The organism is Maribacter arcticus, assembly GCF_900167935.1.
Classification (GTDB): domain Bacteria; phylum Bacteroidota; class Bacteroidia; order Flavobacteriales; family Flavobacteriaceae; genus Maribacter; species Maribacter arcticus.
This window is the reverse complement of record NZ_FUYL01000010.1, coordinates 67,889-94,393: the sequence shown is the minus strand read 5'-3', so window position 1 is coordinate 94,393 and position 26,505 is coordinate 67,889. Positions and strand designations below refer to the sequence as shown.

Sequence of the window (26,505 nt, the reverse complement as noted above, 5' to 3'; positions counted from 1 at the left end):
TGATTTTTTTTGATTGAACTATACTTTGGGTAATTCTATAAATTCTCTTTTCGTGCTTTCCTCCAAAACACAATAGCAAAAATACTAGCGACAATTGGAATCATAAAACCGTATTCATCTATCCAAAATGAACTGCTTTCATTCGATGTTGTCATTGGTGTAAATACCTTTTGAATGAAAATGTTATGCACTGAATGAAAAAGCGCTGCTGGCCACAAGCTATTAGATTTAAAAGTATAATAGGTCATAATAACCGAAATGGCAACAATCATTATCGTAAAAGCTGCAATATGAAAGAAAAGCTGACCGCTTCCATTATAGATTAACCAAAGTATAGGCCAATGCCAAATGGACCAAATTAATCCACTAAGAATAGAAGTGCTTCCAAATGGTAATACTTTTCTAAGTTCAAACACAAAGAAGCCACGCCAACCTATTTCTTCACCCAAGGTTGAGCCAATATTTTTAACGACACCAACAATAGCTAACAGCACTATCATAGTTATAACTATGATAGGTGTATTGAATTCTGTCATTCCTAATTCATGGGACCACGATGTAATCGTATCTTGATTTCCAAGAGTTCCAAAACCAAATACCCAAATTAACAAATAGGAAATAGCAATGTAGCTTACCGGCAATACGTAAGATAACTTTAAGTACTTAGTATTTTTTAAACTCCATGGTAAGCTAGTAATCGAGCGCTTCATAAGTTTTAAGGTGATAAACGATGCTATAGCAGGACACATCATTAATGCGCCAATGTAGATGCTTGTTGGATTTAATTTTAATATAGCATAGTAACAAATTGCGCTAAGTATGGTAAGAATACCTAAGAATAAAACTATTGATTTCCAAGTTTGATTTTTTGTTTTGTTTAGCTCAGTCATGATTAGTTGGTTACTGTTTTTATGACGAGATAGCGTAAAATTTGTTACATCATTGTCATTTTTTACTGATGCTTCGCTTTACGTAAGATTTTAACAACTCGTGTATGCGTTATTTGTAACAGATTCCAATGGTAGCCTTCAAAATCGGTTGTATTCATAAATTGAACAACAACTGCATCAATATCTTTATGATATTCTGCCATACTTTGGTAACCTGGAATCAATCCACCATGATTAAACTCATAAAGTGAAGCATAGATGTCCATTTCATTTTTGTTAAGCAATGAACCATCGTTTAAAGCTCTTAAAAAGATGCCTACATCTTCAGCCGAAGCAATCATAGAGCCATAGTCAGTTGTTTTTATATCTTCTTCAACACCAATATAATACCCACTCATTAAGTCGTCTATATTTATATTTTTAAGCGAACCATACGTATTTTTAAGCCCAAGAGGATTTAATATGACCTCTTTTATAAACTGAAAATTAGGTTGACCTGTAACTTTCTCAATAAGCATAGAAAGCAACAAATAATTGGTGTTCGAATATTCGTAATCTTCATTTGGATTAAAGTTAGCTGGTAAATCAAGGATTAGGTCTAAAGCTGCTTCACTAGATTCCGTTGGGTCGTTCCAAAAATTTGGTGTATTCGTAAAATTAGGTATCCCACTTCTATGTTGTACTAGCATTCTTAAAGTAATACTTTCAGCATTTTCAATTCTTCCTTTTAGTTCTGGAAAGTAATCTGCAAGTGTTTTTATCTAAAGACAAACGCTTGTCATATACTAATTTAGTGATTGCTACAGCTTCATATAACTTATTTATACTTGCAATTTTGAATAAAGCTTTAGGGTTGACTGGTATTTCCTGTTCTCGGTTATGATAACCAGCTGCATAGAATGCTGGTGGTTTACCTTTTTCATCAACATATACAATGACACCATCAAACCCATAACTTAAAGATTGATCTACTTGCTCCTGAACAGTATCTGGAAGTGGTAATATCCATGCCTTTACTAAAATCCAAGGTACAAACCATAAAGAAATAAAAGTGCCAACTAATAATACTATTCTAAAAATTTGCTTTCCTTTATTTATATTTCGTGTATTGCTTTTCATTAATTCAATATAATAATTTCTATTACTTTTTATTTACGTTACAAATATTCTTCAGATTGCAATAAAAAGAAACTGTTAACTACCGAACTGTTAAATATTATGGATGAATTGATTTTTGTATACCTAATGCCTAGCGCCTAATCTCATTCTTAGATTTATTCATATTTGGTTATTGTTGGATAAGGTATTCATGCATCTCCTTTGTCGATGTCATTACCTTTTAATAAGATAATTTTTAGATGTGAGAAAAAGTAATTACCCTTTGGGCGATTACTTTTTTCGGTGAGATGAAGCGGTGCAAAATAAAGTGTAGCACCAAATACGCCAGCGCAACTCCCGTTAGCTATCGGGGCGCTCAAAAAATATAAGGTCTCTTAGACCTTATATTTTTATGCCGTAATTAAAGCTTAAGTTTCATAATGAAAGATATTATGAAACAAAGATGCCAATTGTATTAATTTGCATCTTAATACCCTCCGGCTTGACCATCCTTTCTTGATTCTGATGCTCCCGAATACACTTGATTTTTTAAATCAATACCTATTGCTTGGTACCCACCGTACATCCCCACGCCAAAACCAATACGATGGCCTTTTTTACTTAATTCCCTTAGGGTTTGGGGGTCAAAACCACTTTCAAGATATAAGGTACCTCCATTGGTCATTTTAGACCCTGTAGGTTGTGAACTGCCCCGATGTCGCATTCTTGGTGCATCTCCGGCTTCTTGTAAATTCATTCCGAAGTCAACGATGTTCACCACAATCTGTGCATGGCCCTGAGGCTGTACTGCTCCGCCCATAAGACCAAAACTTACCCAGGGTTTCCCGTCTTTGGTGATAAATGCGGGAATAATGGTGTGAAATGGGCGTTTACCAGGCTCCAATGCATTGGCATGGCTCCTATCTTGAACATTGAACATTTGTCCGCGGTTTTGAAGAACAAAGCCCAATCCATCAGGTACCATACCCGATGCAAACTCAGAATAAATACTTTGTATGAACGAAACCATGTTGCCCTCCTTATCGGCTACTGTCAGATAGGTCGTATTCCCTGTTTCTATTTCCATATCACCAGCGGGATAGGTATCTGCAGCTTTGTCGGGACTCATAAGGTTCCTTCGTTGCGAAGCATATTCATCTGATAATAGTATTTCTAAAGGAATCTTGTTGAATTCGGGATCTGCATAAAATTTGGCCCTGTCTTCGTAGGCCAACTTTTTGGCTTCTGTAAGCACATGTAAATATTCTGCACTACCAAAGCCCATTTCACCGATATCAAATCCTTCAAGAATATTCAACATCTGCAGTGCAGCGGTACCCTGTCCATTGGGTGGAAGTTCCCAAACATCATAACCCCGATAGTTCACAGAAACCGGCGTTACCCAATTGGAAGTATGGCTTGCCAAATCCTCATACTTTAAAAATCCGCCATGCTTTTTCATGTAGCTATCGATGGTCTTCGCAATGGAACCTTTATAAAAGACATCGCGACCATCTTTGGCAATTTGTTCATAGGTATTGGCCAAATCTTGATTTACAAATACTTCTCCTTTAACCGGAGGTCTACCAGCAGGCATATAGGTTTGGGCAAAACCCGGTTGATCCTTTACCCCTTCATAGTTCGATGCCATTTCATAGGCAATGACTTCTGATACGGGAAATCCATTTCTGCCATAATCTATAGCAGGTTGCAGAATCTCTTCTATGGATAACCTGCCAAATTTCTCATGTAACTTGAACCAACCATCTACGCAGCCCGGCACCGATACTGGTAATGGGCCATAAAAGGGAACATAATTTAATCCCTTTTCCATGAAATAATCAATAGATAAGGATTTGGGTGCCCTACCACTACCATTTAAACCATATAATTTCTTTTCGTCAGCGGACCAAACTATTGCGAAGACATCGCCACCAATACCACAACTCGCCGGTTCCACAAGTCCTAGCACAGCGTTGGCAGCTATTGCGGCATCAATTGCACTACCTCCCTTTTTTAAGATATCTAAAGCGACTTGGGTGGCCAACGGTTGGCTTGTTGCTGCCATGCCGTTTTGTGCCAAAATTTCAGAGCGCGTAGTAAAGGTTTCACCGGTTAATCGATCTTGGGCATTTACCATGCCCCCTAAGGCAAGCAAGGAAATAATGGAAAGTAAAAATTTCATTTTCAAATTTTTAAAAAGTAGTACTTATTTGGAACCAAAATGGTTCAAATAATTAGATTGGATTTAATAATTGATTTATTCCATTAAATATAGGAATAGTGGATTCAACTTGCCAGACTATTCGAAAAAAAGTTGACTTCTAAATTAGATAAAATACGATAGAAACTAAATTTAAAAGGAATCATACTCTCTAATAGAATAAAATGTTGATAATCATTTTAATTATTTATTAACCATAGTATTGATTCCATTCGGCGCACATTACACTCCCCTCTTCCCGATAGCTATCGGAACAATCAATAAAATATAAGGTCTCCCAGACCTTATATTTTTATACTGTACCCAATGTGTTGTTGAATCTTCACTTTAAGCCAAGAATGCGTTTAAATGTCCGTAATTCACATTTATAGAATTTGATAAATAATTTCTTAATACTTTTTTCTTTAGCTGTTTTCATCATGGTTTTGAAAATTAGGTTTATATACCATTAGTATAAAACAAATGAAATTTGTCACACCAAAAACAAACTAAATTATTTGAATCTATAGTGTCCCAACCACTAAGTCAATCCGAAAAAAATAAATACAAAATATGCAATTAAATTTTCTCGTGTAGATAACCACTAATTTGTGTTATCCTGTTCTAGGTTACATTATTCTTTTCGTATCATAGTATACTTTAAAATATGCCGTCATACATTCGTAACTTTACCAACCTGATTGAGCAACATTTACCTCTAAAAACAAAGACATGATAATTCCTAAACTACATTATATACCCCAAGGAGTCTCACCAAAAGAGGTTTTAGAAAATATACAAAAGGCGTGTACTTCTGGTATAGAATTAGTGCAATTAGGTGTAAATAATGTTTCAGAAAAAAAGTTTTTAAAGATAGCTGAAGAGGCTAGAGAAATCACCTCTCATTTTCAAACAAGCTTAATACTCGAAAACTATTATAAGATTGCAAAAACAATCAAAGCAGATGGTGTTGTATTAGAAAAAACGGATACTTGCCCTACTATAGCGCGAAAACAGCTATACACTTGGCAAATAATCGGTGGCTCAGCAAATACCTTGCAAGACGCAGAAACACTACTTGCCAAAGAAGTGGACTATATGAATTTGGGTCCCTTTAGATCTAATACAAATGAAGACAGTTCAAATCCCGTTTTAGGTTTAAATGGGTATACATTACTAGTAGAAGCTTTAAAAACCGAAACCCCAATTATTGGTTTTGGGGGCATCACCACTGCAGATGTTACAGCGCTATTAGAAACAGGTATTTCTGGGATTGCAGTATCGGAAGAAATTACTAGCAATTTTGATACTATAAAAGCATTTCATCAATTACTAAACGCATCTTCAACGCAAGAACAACGGCATACATTTGAATAAAACAACTACTGTAATTTAAAAGCACGCTAATAAAGATTCCTTTATATCCATCTCATTTCACACAAATTAATAGCCTGTAATTGTATAGTAAAGAAATCATGCACTTATACTAAAATTGGGGATCACTCCACTCCTCTCGATAGCTCTCGGGCTAAGGTCGTATAATACCCGTTTATAAATAGCTTGTCTTTTGTTTTTTAAAGGTATTCATGCATCTCTAAATAAGATGTGGCATAGGCCTCATTTCATTCTTCGATGTCATTACCTTTTGAGGTGCGATAAAAAGTGATTACGCGGTGGGCAATTACTTTTTTCGGTGAGATGCAGCGATAGAAAAGAAAGTGAGGCGCCAATTTCACCACCGCACCAACGGGCTCAAAATTAAGAGGTCTGCTAGACCTCTTAATTTTATGCCGTAAATCAAAATAGCAATACGTTATACGTTTTTAAAATAGTTACAATCTTTTTTGTGTTACACACCAAGCTTGCCTAAAGAAAGCCATATGCAATAGCTTTTCTCACGGTGATCTGTTAACGCGCCATATAAGAGGTAAGTGCAGCGTCTCCTGTTTGATAATACACTTGTCCGGTAATATCGTCAACCGCATATAAGGGCTCACGGTCCTTACCAAGATTAATTTCACCCGCTACTTTACCCGTAGTTTTACTCACTTTTAACAAGACGATGTCTTTTTCTTGTTTGGACATAATGAACATAAAATCCCTACCTTGTTTAGTGGCTTTGAGTCGGGCATTCGCCTTTCTAAAGGCAGCACCGGCATAACTTGAGGCGGCATTGCCTAAATCCCCATAGGCGTTTCCTATTTGAGATACCAGTTCTCCTGCTGCTTCGTCTTTTTGACGTACGTCATTTTCGGCTGCGGCCATGGCCCCTGAAACATAGTATGAGGCGGCACCAATATATGCGGCCCTTACCGATGAGGCATATAGCAAGGCACGTTTCCAGCCCGCTTCCTTGGGTGCTGCATAATATTCCTGATAGACCAGAGATCCATCAAAATTAAATTTGGCAACATTCTGATCAGAGTGTATAAAAATACCATCCTCCAAAATTTCTAGATTCGATGGGGATTCCTTCCCCTCAAAGCGAAGTGCTACTTGTGAAAAATCACTGACTTGACCATTTGACTTATCCACAACTTTTAAAAGTCCGGAACTGTAATCAAAAGCATAGATTTTATCTTGATGCTCAGCGGTAAGTCTAGGACTGGTTTGAATACTTTTGTTCCACTTGAGTGTACCCGTATGATGGTCCAAAATGTTCATCGATTCGGTCGTAATATATAGGATTGCATTTGCCAGTGGCACAATACCAACCACCGTACCATCTACTTTGACGGGTTTTTCAAAGGTAATGGCCCCAGCTACTGGGTCTAAATAGTTAAGAAAATCTTTATTAGCAGTCCTCGATACCAGCAAAATACCATCACCGGATTCTAAATAATCATACACTCCGCCTTTGATGGCAATACCACGGCCCTTTTTCCCCCAAAGCCCTTCACGGGTCTTATAGTCGAACAGGTTTATTTTTGTTCTATTGCCATCATCGGGCAATACAAGCATTCCGTTATCTAAAAAACTAACCTGGCTGAGCGCCCCATTTACCTCTAATTCTTCATTCCATACCAAACTACCATCATTGATATTATACGCGTTATAGTGATTGGTATAGTTGATGGAGGTAGTACCGGAAGATGTAGTCATGCCGCCTTGTCGCTCTTGTTGTGACCCCAAATAGAAGACATCACTGCCTTCGGGCTGGTAATAGTGTAGTTGTATATCCATATCTTGGGAAACATGCTCCGCGGCCTGCTTCAATAAGGCGCCAAATTTCCCCATTTTGTCTATTTGCTCCGCTTCCCTGGAGTTCGTTTTCTTCCAAATTACATCTCCGGTATCTGTATTGAGTTTGTAGTTGTTGAACAAGGTTACGATAAGAAGTTCTTGATTATCCAGTTCATTGGCAGTAACGATACGGCCAAATTTTTCATTCATGGACCATGATAAACTAGCATCTGACATTTTTACGGAAACCATCAATGGTTCTTCATTGTAATCCGTTCCGGAAACAAGAATCGCATCTGAGTTATACAATAAATGATAGCTCGCAACCTTTTGAAGTCCGGCATTTTTAGAATTAAAGACTTCGTTACCGCTAAACTGATCGATGAGATCTAAGCTATGGTCTGTGGTTACCGAAAAAAACGGGCTATTGGGAAGTTCTTCGAAAGCCGCTCTCTCGAGATTACCAAAGGCCCTTTTTCCCCAACTAATTTCTCCTGTTTCGGTATCTATACCAATCAATTCTTCTCTTGAACTAACGATAAGGTTGCCCAGTGAAGTAACTTCTTGCCATAAGATTTTAGTAGGTACCTCTTTGTTCCATTTCATCTCTACCTGAGAAAAGGATAGTAACGGAAACATCATCAGTAATAAAAAAAGTGGTTTTATCTGTCTCATAATCTGGTTTTTAGTCTAGATAGAACGCAGTACATGTCTGTTTATTACTATCTATTCTACTTTTCAATTTCAACGCTATCGGAACCAAATATGCATCCTATAGACCTAAATACCTATACCATTGAAAAACGTAGTTGTACTCTAGGTCTCCGTGATGAAGAAAACAGCTTAGTCGATATATTGCGATTACAAATACGTTAAAATGAACAGGAATAAGTAAAAGAGTTTTATAGCATGCTTATTCATTAGAATTGATTACCTTATAGTATCATTAAAATAGAGACACTACTGTTCTAGTAAATGTCGAAGATGAATTGAATTTCCCTCTGGAAAATTTTCATATCAATTCTAAAAATTTGGCAGTACATACTGAATTGCGCAAATGCGATATTTATCACCTATCTATTAAAAAAGTCGAATAATTAAAATAAAAGGAAAGCAGTCTATGCTTGCTTTTGGGCTGGATTATGTCAATAGTTAACTATTAAGTCAAAAGAGTTAACTATTACGTCAAAAGAGGTAATCTATTAAACCGAAATGGTTTTTATTAAACGAGATATTAATTAGAAAAATTAAGAATTTGAAATACATATCACTACTTATTTTATTAGGATGCCAAACCATCTTTGGTCAAAACCTTTATGAGCAGTCCCGAGAAGGAAACAATGACAATCTGCCAGTTCACGAATACACCTTGATTATCAAGGAAGAAATGGTAATCAAAGCAGGAAAAGAGGTAAAGGGAATGACCGTAAACGGCACAATCCCAGGCCCAACTTTGGAATTTACCGAAGGCGAGTATGCGGTCATTTATGTAAAAAATGAAATGAGTGTGGAAACATCCGTCCATTGGCACGGAATTATCATTCCCAATTTTTTTGACGGTGTTCCCTATTTAACCACGCCACCCATTCGCCCAGGCGAAACCTTTAAATATGAATTTCCAATAACGCAAAATGGCACCTATTGGTATCATTCCCATACGATGTTACAGGAACAAAGTGGCGTATTCGGCTCTCTTGTTATAAACCCAAAGGAAAAAACCTTGGATTATGACAAAGATTTGGTTTTGATGCTTTCAGACTGGACAAATGAAAAACCAATGAACGTACTGCGAAATCTAAAACGTGGTAACGAGTGGTACGGAATGAAAAAAGGAACATCCACCCCACTTAACAAAGTAATTGCTCGTGGTGCATTTGGTGCACAGCTCGATTTTTGGAGACAACGAATGGAAGGTGCTGACATAGCGGATATTTATTACCCAGCCTTTTTGGTCAATGGACAGCAACAGCCCGAATATCCCGATTTTAAAGCAGGGGAAAAAGTCAGGTTGCGAATCATAAACGGTTCGGCATCCAGTCAATTTTGGATGACTTTTGGCGGAGATATGCCCACGCTGGTTTCTGCCGATGGCCTTAATGTTGAACCTATAAAGAAGAACAAAACGTTTATCGCTATTGCGGAAACCTACGATTTTATTGTAACCGTTCCACAAAACGCAAAAATCGAGTTCAGGGCAATGGCACAAGACGGTTCGGGTACTGCAACTGCAAATATTGGAAACGGAAAAGTGCTTCCTGCGGAAGTAGTTCCGAAACCCGATAAAATTAAAATGATGCAGAAAATGGCAAAAATGGATATGAAAATGGGTGCACACGCTTTAAAATTCCAACCAAAAAAAGATGAACGCTTTGAAATGAAAAAAGAATATGGAATGAAGATGGATGTAATGAATATAGATATGTCCAAAGATTCAACGATGAATGAAAAAGTGGACCATTCCAAAATGGACCACTCAAACTTGCCTGCCGGCAAGGCAGCAATGAATATGGAAATGTCCAAAAATTCAGAAATGAAAATGGATGATTCTGATATAACAGGAATGGATATGTTTTCGGAATATAATTATGATTACTTGAAGTCTTCCGAAAAAACAACCTATGACAAAGATGTTCCAGTTAAGGAAATCTTGTTAAACCTTACGGGAAATATGAACCGTTACATCTGGAGTATGAACGGTGTTCCACTTTCCGAAACTGACCAGATAAAAATTAACCCTAAAGAGGTTACAAGGATTACGTTAAACAACCTTACGATGATGCACCACCCAATGCACTTGCACGGACACTTTTTTAGGGTCATCAACAAGAACGGCGAATATTCGCCTTTGAAGCATACCGTTAATGTGCCACCGATGGGAGAAGTTACGATAGAATTTTATGGCAACGAGTATGGAGATTGGTTTTTTCATTGCCACATTCTGTACCATATGATGAGCGGGATGGCAAGGGTTATCAGTTATAACACGCCAAGAGACGACCGTTTGAACGGTTATCCCATAAGTGGATTGCTCACTGAAGCCGATAAATATTATACGTGGGCTATGGTGGATGCAGCATCTCATATGACCGAGTTTAACTTTACAACTTCCAACATTCGTAACCAGTTCAATGTGATGGCAGAATATGGATGGAATGAAAATTTGGAAGCAGAAGTTACCTACGAACGTTATCTACACGATTATTTAAGAGTGTTTGGCGGTGTTAATATTGAAAATGAAATAGAAGATAGTCTGGATGAACTTTCAACCACAGCAATTGTAGGAATTCGATATTTAACACCTTATCTCTTTAATCTTGACGTGCGTATCGATAATAAATTGAGGCCACAGATTAGTTTGAGCCGTGAACTAATCATTTTCCCGAGGACCGCCATATTCGGCAATTATGAGTATCAAGCAGATTTTGGATGGGTGGACGACCTTCCGGCAGCAGACAATTTTGCAAACGAAGTTGTTTGGAACGCAGGTGTGGAATATTTTTTATCACGAAACTTTTCATTGATGGCAAGCTACGATAACCGTTTTGGTACAGGTGGCGGACTATCAGTAAGATTCTAAATATGAATACTAACTATAAAAAAAACAGTCTATCACTAATAGGAGCTGTAGCATTGGGTACCGGTGTAATGATTGGTGCCGGAATTTTTGCCTTATTGGGTCAGGTCGCTGAACTGTCAGGTAATTTATTTCCACTTGCCTTCATTGCGGGAGCCATAATTTCAGGATTTAGTGCTTATGGTTATATCAAAATGTCAAATGCATTTCCATCTTCTGGTGGAATAGCTATGTATTTGGTCAAAGCCTACGGAAAAGGAACTGTTGCAGCATCAGGTGCGCTTTTAATGGCGTTTTCAATGATAATCAATGAGAGTCTGGTCGCCCGTACTTTTGGTTCTTATACCTTACAGCTCTTTAATGTGGGCAACAACAGTGTTTGGGTACCCATACTGGGTGTAATTCTAATTGTGGGTGCCTTTCTAATTAATATTTCTGGCAATGAAATTATTGGAAAGTCATCATTAATTATGGCTATCATTAAGATTGGAGGTATCGCTATTTTTGCAATAGGAGCGCTCTGGGCTGCTGGATTTTCTTTCCAAGATGCTTTTTCATTAAGTAATTCAACGAATTATGCAACAACAGATTATTTAGGTGCATTGGCTTTATCTATTTTGGCGTATAAAGGATTTACAACTATTACAAACAGCGGTGGAGAAATTGTAAACCCTAAAAAGAATGTGGGATGGGCAATTATAATTTCTCTTTCAATATGTACTGTAATATATTTATTAGTCGCATTTGCAGTGTCATCAAATTTAACTATTTCAGAAATTGTAGCAGCCAAGGATTATTCATTGGCCGAAGCTTCAAAGCCAGCTTTTGGTAAGTACGGATTATGGTTCACTGTTGGTATAGCAATAGTAGCTACTATATCTGGAATTATAGCCAGCATCTTTGCTGTATCAAGAATGACAGCAATGTTAACAAAAATGAAGCTCATTCCTCATAAACATTTCGGAATGCCCGGTAATATTCAAAAGCACATGTTGGTTTATGTTGCTGTTATTGCAATTGTACTAACTATATTTTTTGATTTAAGTCGTATAGCATCTTTGGGTGCCATATTTTATTTAGTAATGGACATCGGCATCCAATGGGGTATACTGCGAAACTTAAGAAAAGAAGTTAAAGCTAATTCAGCCATAATTATAACGGCTATTCTGTTAGATGTCATAGTCTTAAGTGCCTTTTTATGGATTAAAGCGAGCACTGATATAACGGTCATAATTGTTGCACTAGTAGGAATAACACTTATCATTTTAGGAGAAAGATGGTTTTTAACAGCCAACAAAAACAACAAGGATTCAGCATAAAAAATATATATAAATAATTTAAAATTAAATAAAATGAAAAACATGAAAACAATAGTAAAAACGCTAATGGTTATGGCTTTAATTGGTACAGTGGTTAGCTGTAAGTCAGCTTTCAATGCCACAGAAACATTGCAGGTTGATGAAAATAGAAATGCCATTTATCAAGAAATCATTTCAAACCCTATTCAGTTTGCCAATTTCATCAGTGAGGCACAAAAAAGTGAAGAAGCCAAAAAGATATTGATGAAAGCTCATATGGAAAAAATGGAATCTGGAGATATGAAAATGATGATGGAGAAAAATCCTGAAATGAAAGCAAAAATGCAATCCCATATGCAGATGATGATGGAGAAAAATCCGGAGATGATGCAAAAGATGCAATCCAAAATGCTCGATAAAATGATGGCGAGTGAAGAAGGTCGTAAAATGCTGATGGATGAAATCCATAAAAACAAAACGATGAAAAAAGAAATGAAAACAAAGATGATGCAAATGATGGATGAAAACCCTGAAATGATGGAAGAAATGAAGCAGAAAATGATGGAGAAAAATCCCGAAATGATGAAGAAGATGAAAGGGAATATGAAGAATGAAGGATAATAAATTCTTGCACAAAGATTGGAGTAATTTCAAATGAAAATATCAGGAACAAATAAATTAACTATTATGAGAACATTAGCGATTATAATTATCGGATTAGTAACCTTAAGTAGTTGCAACCAGAATACTGAACATTCAGAAATGATGCACAATAATGGAGATTCCTATTACTGGGGAATGCATATGGGATGGTGGTTTTTTACACTTCTAATTGTAATACTACTGATAATGTTATTTATCAAATTCAACAAAAGAAAATAATTATGGAGATAATAATAGCAGCGACCAAAACCTGTCAGCATAGACCTATACTAGAGAAAGTGCTTCAAGCCGCTTGGTTGCCATATAAAGTAATTTATTCTGAGGAGCATCCCGAATTCTTTGAAAAGCATCATTTGAAACATTCCCCATTATTGCTTGTAGATGACAAGATTGAATCTGTTGGTATGCCCGAAATAGATAAAATAAATGAACTAAAGGCAAGAATTAAGGATATATCCGAGCGTAGAACCTCTACAAGAGATGAGAACCATATGATACCCAAAAATATAGGAACAGAACCTGGTTTAGTAGAAGTTGACGTAACGTGGGGCAGTATTCAATCCATAACGGCCGCACAAAAGGTGCATACGGTGGGAGAGCTAGAAGTATATAATCACCACAATAAAGGTTGGCCCATTATTGATGCGAGAAAGCCCAATACCTCTGGTTCAGTAACCATACCTGGCTCAATAAATATCCCTTACACCGAGTTGGTAGAAAGAATGGATGAATTGGACATAAACAATCCCAGCATATTTTTTTGTAATGGCCCACAATGCCCACAATCATCAACAGCTATAAAAGACCTCTTGGATGCAGGTTGTCCAGCAAATAGAATTTTATACTACAGGGGAGGAATGCATGACTGGATTACTTTAGGTCTTCCAGTACAACAAATTTGAAAATAGCAATGCCTATTTTCAGTTGGGGAATGAATTTTAAAATCAATCAAGAATAGGTTGAAATACGCTAACAATTATTAATTTAAAATCAAATAGTATGAAAACAACAACAATTATTTTAATGGCAATTGGCTTAGTAAGTCTATCTAGTTGCGAACAGAAAACAGATACTAATGTAATGCTCGAAAATTCAGAAACAAGAACGGAACTTTTTGATGCGATTGCCAGCAACCACAATTACATGACAGAATTCATGGGCAACATGCAAGGCAACGACCATGCAATGCAGATGATGAAGGGCAACCAAAATATAATGGGTAATATGATGAAGGGTGAAGATTTAAATATGATTTTGAATGATAGCCTGATGTCAATGAATATGATGCAATCAATGATGAAAGATGGAAAAATGATGAGTCACATGATTCAAATTATGCATAAGGAGGGCATGTTGAGTGAAGATTGTATGAACTCCAGTATGAAGATGATGAACGATAAAGGAATAAATAAGGGAGGCATGCATAATTAAAGATAAAATAAATACGAATACCAACTCCGCATATAATTTATTGCTTGTTCTGGCTTATTTGGAAAATTCGTAGGAATTTTCCAATGGCAAGTATTTGCTTATTAAATTAGTTATTTAATCCACTCAATAAACCATATACCTAACATTAAAAAAGTTCTAATAAACCTATTAGTACCTTATTACACTTGTACATTTTGAGTCATTTGCCTACCCTGAATAAACTATTGGTCATTTGCTTTCTTCTCAAAGTATAGTCTGTATGTATGATATTCCGATTGTATTTAGCAAAGCTATGAGACTAAGAAGTAAAGTAGGAAACGATGATAAAGTTTAAAAGTATAACAAAAAATATGCTTGTGAATCCATATGTTTTACCGAACTTAATTTTATGTTATTATCCGGAAATAACTTAATCCGATATATGTGTTTAAAGTTGATATTAATATGAAAACAATACCTGCTGAAATTATTCGCCAAGTCTTTATGATATTATTTATTGTACTGATGGGTGGTATATTATTTAAGTCACTGGTTCCTTATCTCTCTGGTTTTTTAGGAGCATTAACTCTATATATTTTGTTATTGGGGCCAATGAAGAAATTGACCTCTAAAAATTGGCGCCCGGGCTTAGCGGCATTATTATTATTGGTGCTATCCTTTTTTTGTATTTTACTCCCTTTTGCAGGAGTAGGCTTGATGTTAGGTAAAAAAGTGGGTAAGGGTCTTAATGATTTTGAACACTATATTAATCTGATCAAACAGAAAATAGTTATTTGGGAAAATAACTTTGGAGTGGACTTAACCTCAAGTATAGAACCGGAAAAAATATCATCTACATTATCTGAAGGACTGCAGGGTGTACTGGGAGGCTCGGTAAATATGGTCATCGCTATCGCAATGATGTATTTTATACTATATTTTATGTTGACTAAAAATGAGGAGTTAAATGCAGTCTTGGGTACGTATACCCCTTTTAAAAAGAAATATAGTGGATTGATATCTAATGAAATTAGGGAGAAGGTGCGCTCCAATGCGATTGGGATTCCTGTCGTAGCGATTGCTCAGGGAGTAGTTGCTTTAATTGGGTTTTTAATCTTTGGTATTGAACAACCTTTCTTTTGGGCAGTAATAGTAACTGTTGGATCTATGGTGCCCGTGATAGGAGCCATTATTGGTATCATCCCTGTCTTTTTAATAGCATTATCAAATGACAACAATTTTCAGGCTTGGGGTATTTTATTGTATGGTATTCTCATTGTAGGTACCACTGACAATGTAATTCGTGTATACGTTTTGAACAAGTTAGATGATGTACACCCTTTAATCACATTGATAGGGGTAATTATAGGGGTACCCATTTTTGGTTTTATAGGTTTAATTTTCGGTCCATTGCTTATTAGCCTGTTTTTAATGATGGTTAGAGTATATACCAAGGAATATGGAAGTATAACCTCTAAAAATGAAGTAAATCTATAGTCATGGCATCTTGACCGATAATATCTTTAACTTATTAATTGTTAATTCTCAAAAGATGTTTTTAAATTCATTTGTTCAGTAAAATGTGTACGAATTATTTTTAATTCATTGCATTTTTCAATAGACATTCTAATGATATTTATCATTTACAATGCTATGACCAACAACTAACTTTAGTCAAATAAATACGATGGCTCAAAAATCCTCATAATGGATAAAACCAACGAAATCAAAAAATTCGGTATGATGGCGGGGGTCTTTACTCCTACCTTTCTTACGGTTCTTGGCGTAATTATGTATATACGGCATCCTTGGGTGGTTGGGAATGCAGGCGTTATGGGAGCACTATTGATTATTGTTGTGGCAGTATCAATTACACTTTCAACAGCGTTGTCCCTATCGAGTATAACTACCAATATTCGTATAGGGTCAGGCGGGGCGTTTAGCCTTATTTCCCAATCGTTAGGACTTGAAATTGGAGGTGCCATAGGTATACCCTTCTTTTTCTCGCAGGCAATTGCCGTAGCGATGTACATTTTTGGTTTTAGGGAAGGTCTACAATCTATTTTACCCGAATTTAGTCCGCTGTTGTTAGATATTTTCGTCTTTATCCTTGTTATGGCCATCGCTTTTATAAGCACCAGTTTTGCCTTTAAGATTCAATATGTGATTATGGCAATTATTATCTTGTCGATAGCATCTATTGTGGGAGGACTTTTTATTACTGAGCTCAATTATGATTTTGTTTGGTTTGGAGATTACCCAGGTTCAAAGGAAAATAATTTTGAAGGTTCCTCTTTTTGGTTGGTATTTGCAGTATTCTTTCCTGCGGTAACTGGCGTAATGGCTGGAGCAAATATGTCTGGAGACTTGGAAAATCCGAGAAAAAGCATTCCAAGGGGAACGATAACTGCTGTTATAATTTCCACTTTGGTTTACATGGCGCTGGTTTTTGTGGCAGCATTACTAGCGACACCCAAGGAACTCGTTGAAAATTACAACGTATTTATTGATAAATCTTATTATGCACCCATCGTTCTTGCTGGTTTATTAGGAGCTACGCTTTCATCGGCATTAGGTTCGTTTGTAGGAGCTCCCAGAATATTACTGGCCTTAGGAGAAAAAAGAATTCTTCCGAAAAGCGAATTCTTAGCAAAAACCAATAAAAAAGGAGAGCCCTTTAACGCTATGATTATTACGGCAATAATTGTACTTGTTGGGCTTTCACTACGTGACTTAAATACAATAGCCCCTTTAATAACCATGTTCTTTATGATTACCTATGCTATGGTAAATGTGGTAGCCCTAATTGAACAGTCACTGTCACTACCTAGTTTTAGGCCTACTTTAAAAATACCTATTGCAGTGCCACTTATTGGGGCTTTTGGTTCTTTGACCGTAATGTTTATAATCAATGCTGCAATTGCTTTAGCATCGCTTATTTTGATTGTGTTTTTCTACTATTACTTGGTTAAGAAAAAACTAAAGTCTGATGCGGGAGACTCTCGCAGTGGACTTTTCACTGCATTGGCAGCATGGGCAACAAAAAAAACAACAGAATTAAGTCCGACAAGAGAGGTGCGTTCTTGGAGGCCTGATCTTCTCATTCCGGTTACGGCACCCAAGGAAATAAGACGTTCATTTAAACTGATAGAAAGTATTGTTGCCCCTAAAGGTTCTATTAAATTCTTGGCTGTAAGTAATTTAAATAAGGATATTGAAGATAAACTAATCAACTTTCTTCCTGAGGTCATTAGACGTCTAAAATCAAAAAATATTGCAACAAGTTATACCTATGTAAGCGGTAATGATTTTGCAGAATCTATTAAAATAAGCATGCAGTCGTTAAATGCTGCTTTTTTTAAACCCAATACAGTTTTTCTATCGGTAAGCGGCGATGGAAGGTTCAACGAAAGTTATATGAACATTATTGAAATTGCCCGACAAAATAGATATGGGGTGCTACTATATGTACCTTTTGAAAATGTAGGTCTTTCACTTGAGAAGGATATTACCCTTTGGCTAAAGGATTTTTCTCCGGCTTGGAAAACCAATTATGACCTTAGTAATAATGACCTTTCAGTTCTTATAGCATTACTTCTTCAAAAAAATTGGGAAGGGAACATTAGTGTACGTTTAGCAAGGGACAATCAAAGTAACAGTTCTGAAAAAGATATTTCAGTTTTGAATGATTTGGTACGTTTTCCAATACATACAAAAATTGAGCACTATTCACTACATGACGAACTGGAATTGTTGACTACAAACCGTACCGACCTAAATATTCTACCTCTGAGACCTGACCTTAGTATTGAGGACATGATTAAAGTTGCTGAGTTTTCTAGAACTTCTGCAATTTTTTGCATGGATAGTTTTAGCGAAAATGCTTTGGTATAGATTGACCTATGATGACTGATTAAAAGGTCGCAAAGCTATACCCCACATTTGTTATTAAAACTTGCAAGCCTCTCGTTAGTTCTAGGAACGATTTAAAATAAAAGAGTTATATCCTCTCTCATTCATTCATTATAAAAAAACGTAACTTACCAATTAGTATGCATGCATAGTAATTATTCAAAAACCGTTATAAAAAATGACCAAGTACACCCATATTTTCGAGCCCTTAGACTTAGGTTTTACAACCCTTAAAAACCGAATTATTATGGGTTCTATGCATACAGGGTTAGAAGAGCAAAAAAATGGTTTAGAAAAAATAGCTGCTTATTATGCAGAACGAGCAAAAGGTGGCGCTGGGTTAATTGTTTCTGGCGGAATTTCCCCTAATGTACAAGGCTGGACAGCTCCTTTTTCGGCACGTATGAGTTCAAAAAAACATGCAAAACATCATAAAGTTATTACCGATGCCGTACATAAAGAAGGTGGTAAAATATGTATGCAAATTTTACACGCTGGGCGTTATGGGTATCATCCGCTAGCGGTTGCCCCTTCTGCCATAAAATCACCCATAAGTCCTTTTAAACCTTTTAAACTCAAACAATCTGGTATTAAACGTACCATACGTGACTTTGTAAACTCTGCAAAACTAGCAAAATCAGCAGGTTATGATGGCGTAGAAATTATGGGTTCTGAAGGGTATTTAATCAATCAATTTATTACGGAAAGAACAAATAAGCGTACCGATGATTATGGTGGAAGATATGAAAACCGAATGCGTTTACCCATAGCATTAGTAAAGCAAACGCGAGAAGCCGTTGGAACCGAGTTTATCATCATCTATCGGTTATCGATGTTAGATTTAGTAGAAAAAGGAAGCTCTTGGCAAGAAGTAGTTGCTTTAGGTAAGGAAATTGAAAAAGCGGGTGCTACGATTATAAATACAGGAATCGGTTGGCATGAAGCACGTATACCCACCATTGCGACATCGGTACCCAGGGCTGCATTTACTTGGGTAACTAAAAAGATGAAAGAAGAACTAACTATTCCATTAGTGACTTCTAATAGAATCAACATGCCAGAAACGGCCGAAAAGGTATTGGCAGAAGGTCATGCAGATTTGATTTCGATGGCACGACCTTTTTTAGCAGACCCAGAATGGGTAAATAAAGCAGCAGCAAATAAGGCAGATGAAATAAATACTTGCATAGGTTGTAATCAAGCTTGTTTAGACCATGTTTTTGAGCAGAAAGTAGCGAGTTGCTTGGTAAACCCGAGAGCGTGTCATGAAACGGAGCTCAATTATCTACCTACGGAGAAAAAGAAAAAGATTGCCGTTGTAGGTGCCGGCCCTGCGGGATTAGCAGCATCTACCATTGCCGCACAACGCGGACATGATGTTACCCTTTTTGATGCCGATAAAGAGATTGGAGGACAATTCAACATGGCAAAGCAAATTCCTGGGAAAGAAGAGTTTTACGAAACCATTCGTTATTTCAATACTCAAATCGCATTGCATCAGGTAACGGTAAAATTAAATACACGAGTAAAGGCCGAGGATTTACAAAATGAAGGTTTTGATGAAGTGATATTAGCAACAGGAATTCAACCAAGAACTCCAAAAATGGAAGGCATTGGCCATCCTAAAGTAGTAAACTATATAGACGTTCTAAAGTTAAAAAAGCCAGTTGGCAAACGTGTTGCCGTTATTGGTGCGGGAGGCATTGGCTTTGACGTATCAGAATACATAGCACATGAAGGTGAAAGCACTTCATTGAATATTGATGCTTGGTTAAAAGAATGGGGAATAGATAAAACCATGACCGCAAGAAGTGGTATTGAAGGAGTTCAAGCAGTTGTTCATCCATCTCCACGAGAAATTTTTATGTTTAAACGAAGCAAAGGTAAATTTGGCGCCAATTTAGGAAAGACGACAGGCTGGATTCATCGGTCTACATTGAAAAAGAAAAACGTTCAATTTATCAACAATGTACAGTACACCAAAATTGATGATGAAGGATTGCATTATGTTCAAAATGAAGAACAAAAAGTATTAGCGGTAGATACCGTTATCATATGTGCAGGTCAATTGCCATTGAAAGAATTATTTGCCCCATTAGAAGCAGCAGGTATTAAAGTGCATGTTGTTGGAGGAGCGGATGTTGCTTCTGAATTGGACGCAAAACGTGCTATAAATCAAGCAAGTAGATTAGCCGCTGAAATTTAAGTAAAATGATGTTTAAGTATAAGGCGCCTGCTATTAGTATAGCAAAATAATTACAATACGTTGCCATTGTCTAACCAACGTTGCAGAAGCGTATCGTTATGAGAAATATCTACCAGATGAAATTTGGTAAAACGCTTAAAAACACGTGATTCTTTTAGGGTTTCCATACAAACTGACACAGGGTTAAGATAGTTGGAATGGATAAGAAATAGTTCGCCTTCTCGTTTTAAAAGATAGCCTACATGGCCCTCATCAAAACCTATAAAATAGAGTCCCTCTTTGGTTAAACTATCAATCTCTTCGAAGGCTTTTTCTGGGGTATCTTGTACCACTTTATTTATAACCGAGCCACAGCTAATCATTTTAGCCTCGTCTAAAGGTGATTTTTGAGCCAATGTAAACCTGTTGAGTTTTATACCCATATCGCGTAAGGTGGTTGATATAAAATAACCACATGCAATTTTACCTTGGTTCGGTATGGTTGTATGGCCCCCAAAACTCCAAGGAGTACCGTACCAATGCGGTATAATTTTATCTACTAATTGATTGGTAAATTCTGTTTTAATATTATCAAAAGAAATAGTGCCCAAACGAAGACCTTCTTTTAAACGCAAACGAAGTTCACCAGCATCTACTTTACTATTAGCATAAGATTCAGCAATACTATCTAAATCCGTATTATAATCAAAGTTTACAGTTCCCTTGAAATTCCTAGATTTCAATACAGGCAATGGTTTTTCAGCAGCCATAGGATAAACTGCAACCTCTTCTACTTTAGGTGGAATTTCGTTTGTAAAGCCTAAAGTAAGTAGTAATGAAAATAGTAGCATATTTTTTTAGATTTAGGAATCAGACGCTATCTTTGTAACGTATTAGTTAAGAAGAAATTACAATAAAAATGTTAAACTTTTATTATAGTGTTTAACTGCCCTTTAAATACTGAGATTTACTGCCCACCATACTTCATAATCTCTAGGTACTAGAGGCCTGTAGCTTTGAAAACCTTGATCGGCAATTTTAAATCCAATAATTGCATTTTTTTCATCGCGCACATAACTTATAAAAATAAACGAATGTCCATAAGGATCCAGTTTTTTAACATTTACGCCTTGCACTACCTTTTCATAATCGTCTTTAAACCGCCATACTTGCATGAGTGCTCCGGGTTGTAATTGGCCACTCCAAATTCCTGTTGAATCAACTATAGTACCCATACCGGCATAGGCAATAGCACCTGCATTACCTTTGCCCCTATATTCCTCAGGTAGGCTTCGCCATCCATCGCTTAAGTCTGAAGCGGATGCGTACAGCAAATTAAACACTTGCTTTGGGGTATATGTTTTTGTGGCCATGCTAGTAGGTAAATCTTGATAGAGCGAATGACCGTGAACTTCTTTATAAGCCTGTTCAAAACGCCCTTTACTTACGGATAGGCAATGCCCTTTAGGCTCCTTATTTTCGCTATTGAGATAATTTTCTACTATCCTATCTGCCACCGGACTTTTGTCAATCAAATTAGCTACAAATTCATTTTCGTTGGCCGATGTATGAGAACCAATTTGTGCCACTGAATCTAAAGCATTGGATAGTATTGTTTTTCTTAACACTGGCCTTAGACTAATAAATTCATGGTCATCAAAACCATAATTATGTGTAGCTGTATTGCCATTACTGCTTTGTACTTGTGTAGTATTTTGATGGGAATTCGAAGTGATTGTCTTCTGCTTGTTTTTTTTGGTCGATGAACAACTCAAAAGTATAAGGCCTATGAGAACTAGTAACACGTAGTAAGTAACCGAATTTTTTAGCCACATTTTCAATGGGATGCTTTCATTTCTCAAGCTTGTATTCATTTTTGTATTATCAGCTTGGCCAAACTTAGTAGTTGCTTTAGCCTGTTGTTATTCAACCTAATAGCGTACCTACAAAGGTAGCACAATTACCGACTTGTTTTCATATCGAACGGTTGCGAAAGACTAGTCTACTTATTTTTCAGCACCGCATGTATGAAGAAGTCACTATGATTGAAATAGCGATGTAATTTAATACGGTTAGTAAAATGGTATTGTTTCATGACTCTTCATTCTTTCGTTCGAAAAGAGCTATAGCGAACAGGCTACCTTATATGCCAATATTAAATATCGTGCAATATGTCGGCTTCCGCCCGTACCGAAACAGTTACGTTCGGGCGGGTTTCAGCGAGACGAAGCGTTAGCAAAAGGTAGTGTAGTACCAAACAAGGCCAGCACGCCAACCTCCGCCAAAAGGGCGGCCAGACAGCTCAAAAAACAAAAGGTCTACCAGGCCTTTCCTTTTTATGACCCATAATCTGACTTTATATAAAATTGCGATACGTTTCAATAAGAAGCTTTGTTCTTGAATGTAACGTTTGCTGAAGTTCTGCGTCTTTAGTAAAAATAGACTTATGAAAATTTTGTCACCCTTATTTTTCGTTTTATTATTTTATGTTGAAAAAGTAACCGAGAATATATTAGTTAACAATTAGAGATACCTATTATGATTAAAAACTATATCAAATTAGCTTGGCGAAATATTTTCACTAATAAGGTTTTATTCTTGCTTAATATTTTAGGTTTAACCTCAGGGTTATTTTGCTTTTTACTCATCTATTTATGGATATCAAGTGAGAATAGCATGAACAAGTATCATGCAAACATAGATCAACTCCATTCAATATATCTTACATCACCTGATGGTACGGCATTGGGTTATGGCACGTCATCACTTCTGTATAAAGAGTTAAAGACAAAAATTCCGGAGATTGAGAAAGTCACCGCAATGACCAACAATAGCAGAAATAGTACCTTCTCCAATGGAAATACGGTTTTAAAGCAAAATGGAAAGTTTGTAAGTGAAGACTATTTTGAAATGTTTTCATTTCAGATTTTAGAAGGAAATGCTTCGAAGGCTTTAAGCGCTCCAAGCCACATTGCTATTTCAAAAGAAATGGCCGAATTGTTCTTTGGAAACTCAAAAGATGCCATTGGACAAACACTCACTTACGAAAATTCAAAAGAGCTGGAAATAGCTATGGTTTTTGAATTAAGCAGTGAAGATTCGACGGAGAAGAGTGATTATTATTTACCCTATGAGCCTCTTTTTGCTGAAAATGAGTGGATGCATGAATGGAAAAACCTAGGCACCTATACCTTCGTTCAATTGGCAGAAGGAACGGATGTTGAACAGTTAGAACAAAAACTAAAATCATTCTTAAAAGACTATGAATTGGATTTAGAAATTCGATTTCAATCGTATGCAGACAGTTATCTGTTTGCAGATATTGAAAAAGGCGAAGGGAAAATTATATATGTAAGAATGTTTGGGATAATAGCTTTCTTGATCATGCTAATTGCAAGCATTAATTTTATGAATTTAGCTTCTGCCGGCTATATGAAAAGAGCGAAAGAAATTGGGACCAGAAAGGTTTTAGGAGCGAGTAAAAGCAGTTTAATTGTGCAATTCTTAGGAGAAGCCATGCTTCTATCGCTTACAAGTCTGTTTTTTGCTTTAATCTTTATTGCAATTGCACTACCCGTATTTAATGACATCACAGAAAAGAACATTGACCTGTTAAATTTGCCTGTTACCACATGGACAATGGTTTTCGTAATTACACTCTTAACTGGATTTCTATCCGGTAGTTATCCTGCATTTTTGCTTTCTTCCTTTAGTTCTACGGATCTTTTTAAGAAAAAAATTGAAACCAGCTCCAGTACCAAATGGATTAGAAAAGGTTTGGTTGTGTTTCAGTTTACCATTTCGGTTGTCTTTATAAGTAGTATGATCATTATTTCAAAGCAAATTGATTTTGTGCAAGACAAAAATATCGGTTTCGACAGAGGGAATTTATTGGCAATCACGCTGTCAAAAGACTTACAAAATAATTTTGATGCCTTTAAAGGTGGCGCTTTACAAATTTCTGGAGTTCAATCAGTCACAAAAACGTCGCATATTCCCCTAGGAGACTATGGTACGTCACCAGAAGTTATCTGGAACAGTAAGAGCGCTGATGATCAGTCGTTATTTACAGGAATGGTGGCAAGTACAGACTTTGTTGGTACCTATGGTGTTGAATTACTTATGGGAAGAGAACTTATTCACAATAACCCTGAAAATATTGAATATCTTATTAATGAGACGGCCATGAATAAAATGAAGATGAAAAATCCGATAGGCCAACCACTATTGTTTTGGGGAAATCCAGGAACCATTGTAGGTGTGGTTAAAGATTTTCACTTTGGTTCTTTAAAAGAATCAATCTTCCCAATGATTATTAGAAGTGAAGGGTATTCCGAATTTAATATAGCCTTCGTTAAATATAGTAAGGGCAATGAAAAACAAATATTGGCAGCTTTAGAAGCTCTTCATATTAATTTAAATCCAGCTTTTCCTTTTGAGTATCGGTTTATTGATCAGGAATATGACAAACTCTATAAGAGCGAATCTATATTTTACAAATTATCAACCTACTTCTCTATTTTGGCCATTCTAATTTCTTGCTTGGGCTTGTTTGGTTTGGTCCTATTTACTGCCGAACAAAAAACCAAAGAAATTGGTGTTAGAAAAGTATTAGGTGCCTCTGTTTTTACCATTACCTCGCTTATAACACGCGACTTTTTAAAATTGATTCTCGTTGGAGTCGCAATTGGAACACCAATTTCTTCTTATTTCATGACCAAATGGCTCGAAGAATATGAATATAGAATAAATATGCCATGGTGGGTATTTGGCCTAACTGCTGTATTAATAATTGGTATATCGCTGCTTACAGTTAGTTTCGAATCAATAAAAGCTGCTACTGCAAACCCCTTAAAAAGTTTAAGAAACGAATAGCCCCCAGAAACTTTGTGTCTTTGTTTTTTTAGCACAACGGATGACAAAAAAACAGGAAGACTCCAGCATAATTGCAAGTAAAATTTATGTGCAAGTAACAATTTTTTCTAATGCCATAATCAAATTGGCTCGCACTATACACATTGCCCTCCCTCCTATTGTTGGTCAGTTAATACCTGTTGAGAATAAACTATAATAATGATAATCTTAAAAATTTTATATTTTAACTATACTTCTAATTTATAACCAACACCATGTATGTTGGTCAATTTTATAGAGCCATCGATTTTTAATTTTTTACGCAACTTAGAGATAAAGGTATCTAAACTCCGTCCTACAATTACACCGTTGTCTTCCCAAACTCTTTTGATCAATTCATCTCGTTTAATTATTTCGTTGGGTTTTGAAATAAATATAGATAGTAATTCACATTCTTTTTTAGAAAGTCTGATTTCTTGTTCTTCTTTTACCAATTTGTTTTCCTCAGGATAAAATTTAAGACTTCCAATTTGCATATAGTTTTCATGTGGTTTTTGAAGTTTTGCAGGTGTAGTCTTTTTCCTTTTAATTAATTCAAACAAAAACAGAACTAGTAACAGCAATAAGAGATATAAAAACCCCTGGGTATATACATATGATGTTCTCTTATCTAAAAACAGGACTTCTATAGCATATTGGTTTTTTAAGAAGCGCCTTCCAGAACAAGGAATAATAGTTTTTTCTTCATCAGCACTTATTTCATAACTATAAGCAACTTCATCATCACTTTTCTGTATCACCGAAACGCGATAATAATCAGGAAGTTTAGCCTTGTTAAATCGCTCTTTGACAATTCTTACCAAATCGTTTGGCAAGAATGAAAATTCATGTTCAAAAGAAAGTAGATAATTATATTTCGAGAGCTCGATAATGGGTAGCACTACTGTTGTGCTATCATTATCGGCGAGTAATAAGTGATGACCAACTGCTCTCAAAGCAATTTTAGTGTGTTGAGAGAACTCATCTGGTGCGGTATCGGATGCTGAAAAAAAATATCCAAATAAAAAGATGGCTAGAATGGTACAATAAACATAAATTTTTTTAGTGCTCATAAGGATTGTAAAGAACTTAAACTTTTGCAAGGTTTGGCAATGATTGACACTTCTTTTACATTTTTTTGACATATAAATCTGAAAACCAGACTAATTTCACTTCATCGATTTTAAAAACATATA

Annotated in this window: 17 protein-coding genes and 1 pseudogene; 11 read left to right on the top strand and 7 right to left on the bottom strand. The window is 36.2% G+C overall.

Going from position 1 to position 26,505, the window contains the following annotated elements:
- Positions 1-35 precede the first annotated feature (35 nt).
- The 3 genes and pseudogenes from B5X55_RS15110 to ggt form a co-directional block, all read right to left on the bottom strand.
- On the bottom strand, positions 36-890 hold the full coding sequence (locus tag B5X55_RS15110) for a CPBP family intramembrane glutamic endopeptidase (protein WP_079513469.1): 855 nt from the start codon (positions 888-890) through the stop codon (positions 36-38).
- A gap of 62 nt (positions 891-952) precedes the next feature.
- Positions 953-2,009: pseudogene (locus B5X55_RS15105) on the bottom strand (serine hydrolase domain-containing protein).
- 466 nt (positions 2,010-2,475) lie between these two features.
- Positions 2,476-4,173 (bottom strand): gamma-glutamyltransferase, encoded by a 1,698-nt coding sequence (gene ggt / locus B5X55_RS15100; RefSeq protein WP_079513468.1) that lies wholly within the window; start codon positions 4,171-4,173, stop codon positions 2,476-2,478.
- Positions 4,174-4,923: 750 nt separating this feature from the next.
- On the opposite strand from ggt, the gene B5X55_RS15095 reads away from it, so the two are divergent.
- On the top strand, positions 4,924-5,568 hold the full coding sequence (locus B5X55_RS15095; RefSeq protein WP_079513467.1) for a thiamine phosphate synthase: 645 nt from the start codon (positions 4,924-4,926) through the stop codon (positions 5,566-5,568).
- Between the two features lie 531 nt (positions 5,569-6,099).
- Here B5X55_RS15095 and B5X55_RS15090 read toward each other — a convergent pair.
- The gene (locus B5X55_RS15090; RefSeq protein WP_143814515.1) at positions 6,100-8,049 is read right to left on the bottom strand and encodes an outer membrane protein assembly factor BamB family protein; all 1,950 of its coding nucleotides are present in this window, start codon (positions 8,047-8,049) and stop codon (positions 6,100-6,102) included.
- Between the two features lie 571 nt (positions 8,050-8,620).
- Here B5X55_RS15090 and B5X55_RS15085 point away from each other — a divergent pair.
- The 9 genes from B5X55_RS15085 to B5X55_RS15050 all read left to right on the top strand — a co-directional run bounded on the left by B5X55_RS15085 (position 8,621) and on the right by B5X55_RS15050 (position 20,437).
- Positions 8,621-10,951: a multicopper oxidase domain-containing protein gene (locus B5X55_RS15085; protein WP_079513465.1), complete on the top strand. Its 2,331-nt coding sequence runs from the start codon at positions 8,621-8,623 to the stop codon at positions 10,949-10,951.
- Between the two features lie 2 nt (positions 10,952-10,953).
- Complete coding sequence (locus B5X55_RS15080; protein ID WP_079513464.1) at positions 10,954-12,267, top strand: APC family permease; 1,314 nt, start codon at positions 10,954-10,956, stop codon at positions 12,265-12,267.
- Between the two features lie 42 nt (positions 12,268-12,309).
- Positions 12,310-12,867: a hypothetical protein gene (locus tag B5X55_RS15075; RefSeq protein ID WP_234999756.1), complete on the top strand. Its 558-nt coding sequence runs from the start codon at positions 12,310-12,312 to the stop codon at positions 12,865-12,867.
- A gap of 66 nt (positions 12,868-12,933) precedes the next feature.
- Positions 12,934-13,128: a hypothetical protein gene (locus B5X55_RS18710; protein ID WP_143814514.1), complete on the top strand. Its 195-nt coding sequence runs from the start codon at positions 12,934-12,936 to the stop codon at positions 13,126-13,128.
- Positions 13,129-13,130: 2 nt separating this feature from the next.
- A complete protein-coding gene (locus B5X55_RS15070; protein ID WP_079513623.1) occupies positions 13,131-13,811 on the top strand; it encodes a rhodanese-like domain-containing protein in 681 nt (226 codons plus the stop codon).
- Between the two features lie 97 nt (positions 13,812-13,908).
- Complete coding sequence (locus tag B5X55_RS15065) at positions 13,909-14,340, top strand: hypothetical protein (protein ID WP_079513462.1); 432 nt, start codon at positions 13,909-13,911, stop codon at positions 14,338-14,340.
- A 444-nt stretch (positions 14,341-14,784) separates the two neighbouring features.
- Positions 14,785-15,816, top strand: coding sequence for an AI-2E family transporter (locus B5X55_RS15060; protein WP_079513621.1), 1,032 nt, complete (start codon positions 14,785-14,787; stop codon positions 15,814-15,816).
- Positions 15,817-16,026: 210 nt separating this feature from the next.
- The gene (locus B5X55_RS15055; RefSeq protein WP_079513461.1) at positions 16,027-18,213 is read left to right on the top strand and encodes an amino acid permease; all 2,187 of its coding nucleotides are present in this window, start codon (positions 16,027-16,029) and stop codon (positions 18,211-18,213) included.
- 196 nt (positions 18,214-18,409) lie between these two features.
- Entirely contained in the window at positions 18,410-20,437 is a 2,028-nt protein-coding gene (locus B5X55_RS15050) for an NADPH-dependent 2,4-dienoyl-CoA reductase (RefSeq protein WP_079513460.1), read from the top strand.
- Between the two features lie 50 nt (positions 20,438-20,487).
- On the opposite strand, the gene B5X55_RS15045 is transcribed toward B5X55_RS15050, so the two are convergent.
- A complete protein-coding gene (locus B5X55_RS15045) occupies positions 20,488-21,267 on the bottom strand; it encodes a hypothetical protein (RefSeq protein ID WP_079513459.1) in 780 nt (259 codons plus the stop codon).
- A 102-nt stretch (positions 21,268-21,369) separates the two neighbouring features.
- Positions 21,370-22,290, bottom strand: coding sequence for a hypothetical protein (locus B5X55_RS15040; protein WP_143814513.1), 921 nt, complete (start codon positions 22,288-22,290; stop codon positions 21,370-21,372).
- A 664-nt stretch (positions 22,291-22,954) separates the two neighbouring features.
- Here B5X55_RS15040 and B5X55_RS15035 point away from each other — a divergent pair.
- Positions 22,955-25,291 carry an ABC transporter permease gene (locus tag B5X55_RS15035; RefSeq protein WP_079513457.1) on the top strand — a complete coding sequence of 779 codons (2,337 nt, stop codon included), beginning with the start codon at positions 22,955-22,957 and terminating at the stop codon, positions 25,289-25,291.
- Positions 25,292-25,518: 227 nt separating this feature from the next.
- Here the strand turns inward: B5X55_RS15035 and B5X55_RS15030 are convergent, their stop codons facing one another.
- Complete coding sequence (locus tag B5X55_RS15030) at positions 25,519-26,382, bottom strand: winged helix-turn-helix domain-containing protein (protein ID WP_234999755.1); 864 nt, start codon at positions 26,380-26,382, stop codon at positions 25,519-25,521.
- Positions 26,383-26,505 lie beyond the last annotated feature (123 nt).

Excerpts from the sequence above, each read along its gene's own strand:
- B5X55_RS15030 (WP_234999755.1), bottom strand. The coding sequence starts at position 26,382 with ATGAGCACTAAAAAAATTTATGTTTATTGTACCATTCTAGCCATCTTT.
- B5X55_RS15095 (WP_079513467.1), top strand. The coding sequence starts at position 4,924 with ATGATAATTCCTAAACTACATTATATACCCCAAGGAGTCTCACCAAAA.
- B5X55_RS15075 (WP_234999756.1), top strand. The coding sequence starts at position 12,310 with ATGAAAACAATAGTAAAAACGCTAATGGTTATGGCTTTAATTGGTACA.
- B5X55_RS15060 (WP_079513621.1), top strand. The coding sequence starts at position 14,785 with ATGAAAACAATACCTGCTGAAATTATTCGCCAAGTCTTTATGATATTA.
- B5X55_RS15045 (WP_079513459.1), bottom strand. The coding sequence starts at position 21,267 with ATGCTACTATTTTCATTACTACTTACTTTAGGCTTTACAAACGAAATT.
- B5X55_RS15055 (WP_079513461.1), top strand. The coding sequence starts at position 16,027 with ATGGATAAAACCAACGAAATCAAAAAATTCGGTATGATGGCGGGGGTC.
- B5X55_RS15050 (WP_079513460.1), top strand. The coding sequence starts at position 18,410 with ATGACCAAGTACACCCATATTTTCGAGCCCTTAGACTTAGGTTTTACA.
- B5X55_RS15090 (WP_143814515.1), bottom strand. The coding sequence starts at position 8,049 with ATGAGACAGATAAAACCACTTTTTTTATTACTGATGATGTTTCCGTTA.
- B5X55_RS15080 (WP_079513464.1), top strand. The coding sequence starts at position 10,954 with ATGAATACTAACTATAAAAAAAACAGTCTATCACTAATAGGAGCTGTA.
- B5X55_RS18710 (WP_143814514.1), top strand. The coding sequence starts at position 12,934 with ATGAGAACATTAGCGATTATAATTATCGGATTAGTAACCTTAAGTAGT.
- B5X55_RS15110 (WP_079513469.1), bottom strand. The coding sequence starts at position 890 with ATGACTGAGCTAAACAAAACAAAAAATCAAACTTGGAAATCAATAGTT.
- ggt (WP_079513468.1), bottom strand. The coding sequence starts at position 4,173 with ATGAAATTTTTACTTTCCATTATTTCCTTGCTTGCCTTAGGGGGCATG.
- B5X55_RS15065 (WP_079513462.1), top strand. The coding sequence starts at position 13,909 with ATGAAAACAACAACAATTATTTTAATGGCAATTGGCTTAGTAAGTCTA.
- B5X55_RS15035 (WP_079513457.1), top strand. The coding sequence starts at position 22,955 with ATGATTAAAAACTATATCAAATTAGCTTGGCGAAATATTTTCACTAAT.
- B5X55_RS15040 (WP_143814513.1), bottom strand. The coding sequence starts at position 22,290 with ATGAATACAAGCTTGAGAAATGAAAGCATCCCATTGAAAATGTGGCTA.
- B5X55_RS15070 (WP_079513623.1), top strand. The coding sequence starts at position 13,131 with ATGGAGATAATAATAGCAGCGACCAAAACCTGTCAGCATAGACCTATA.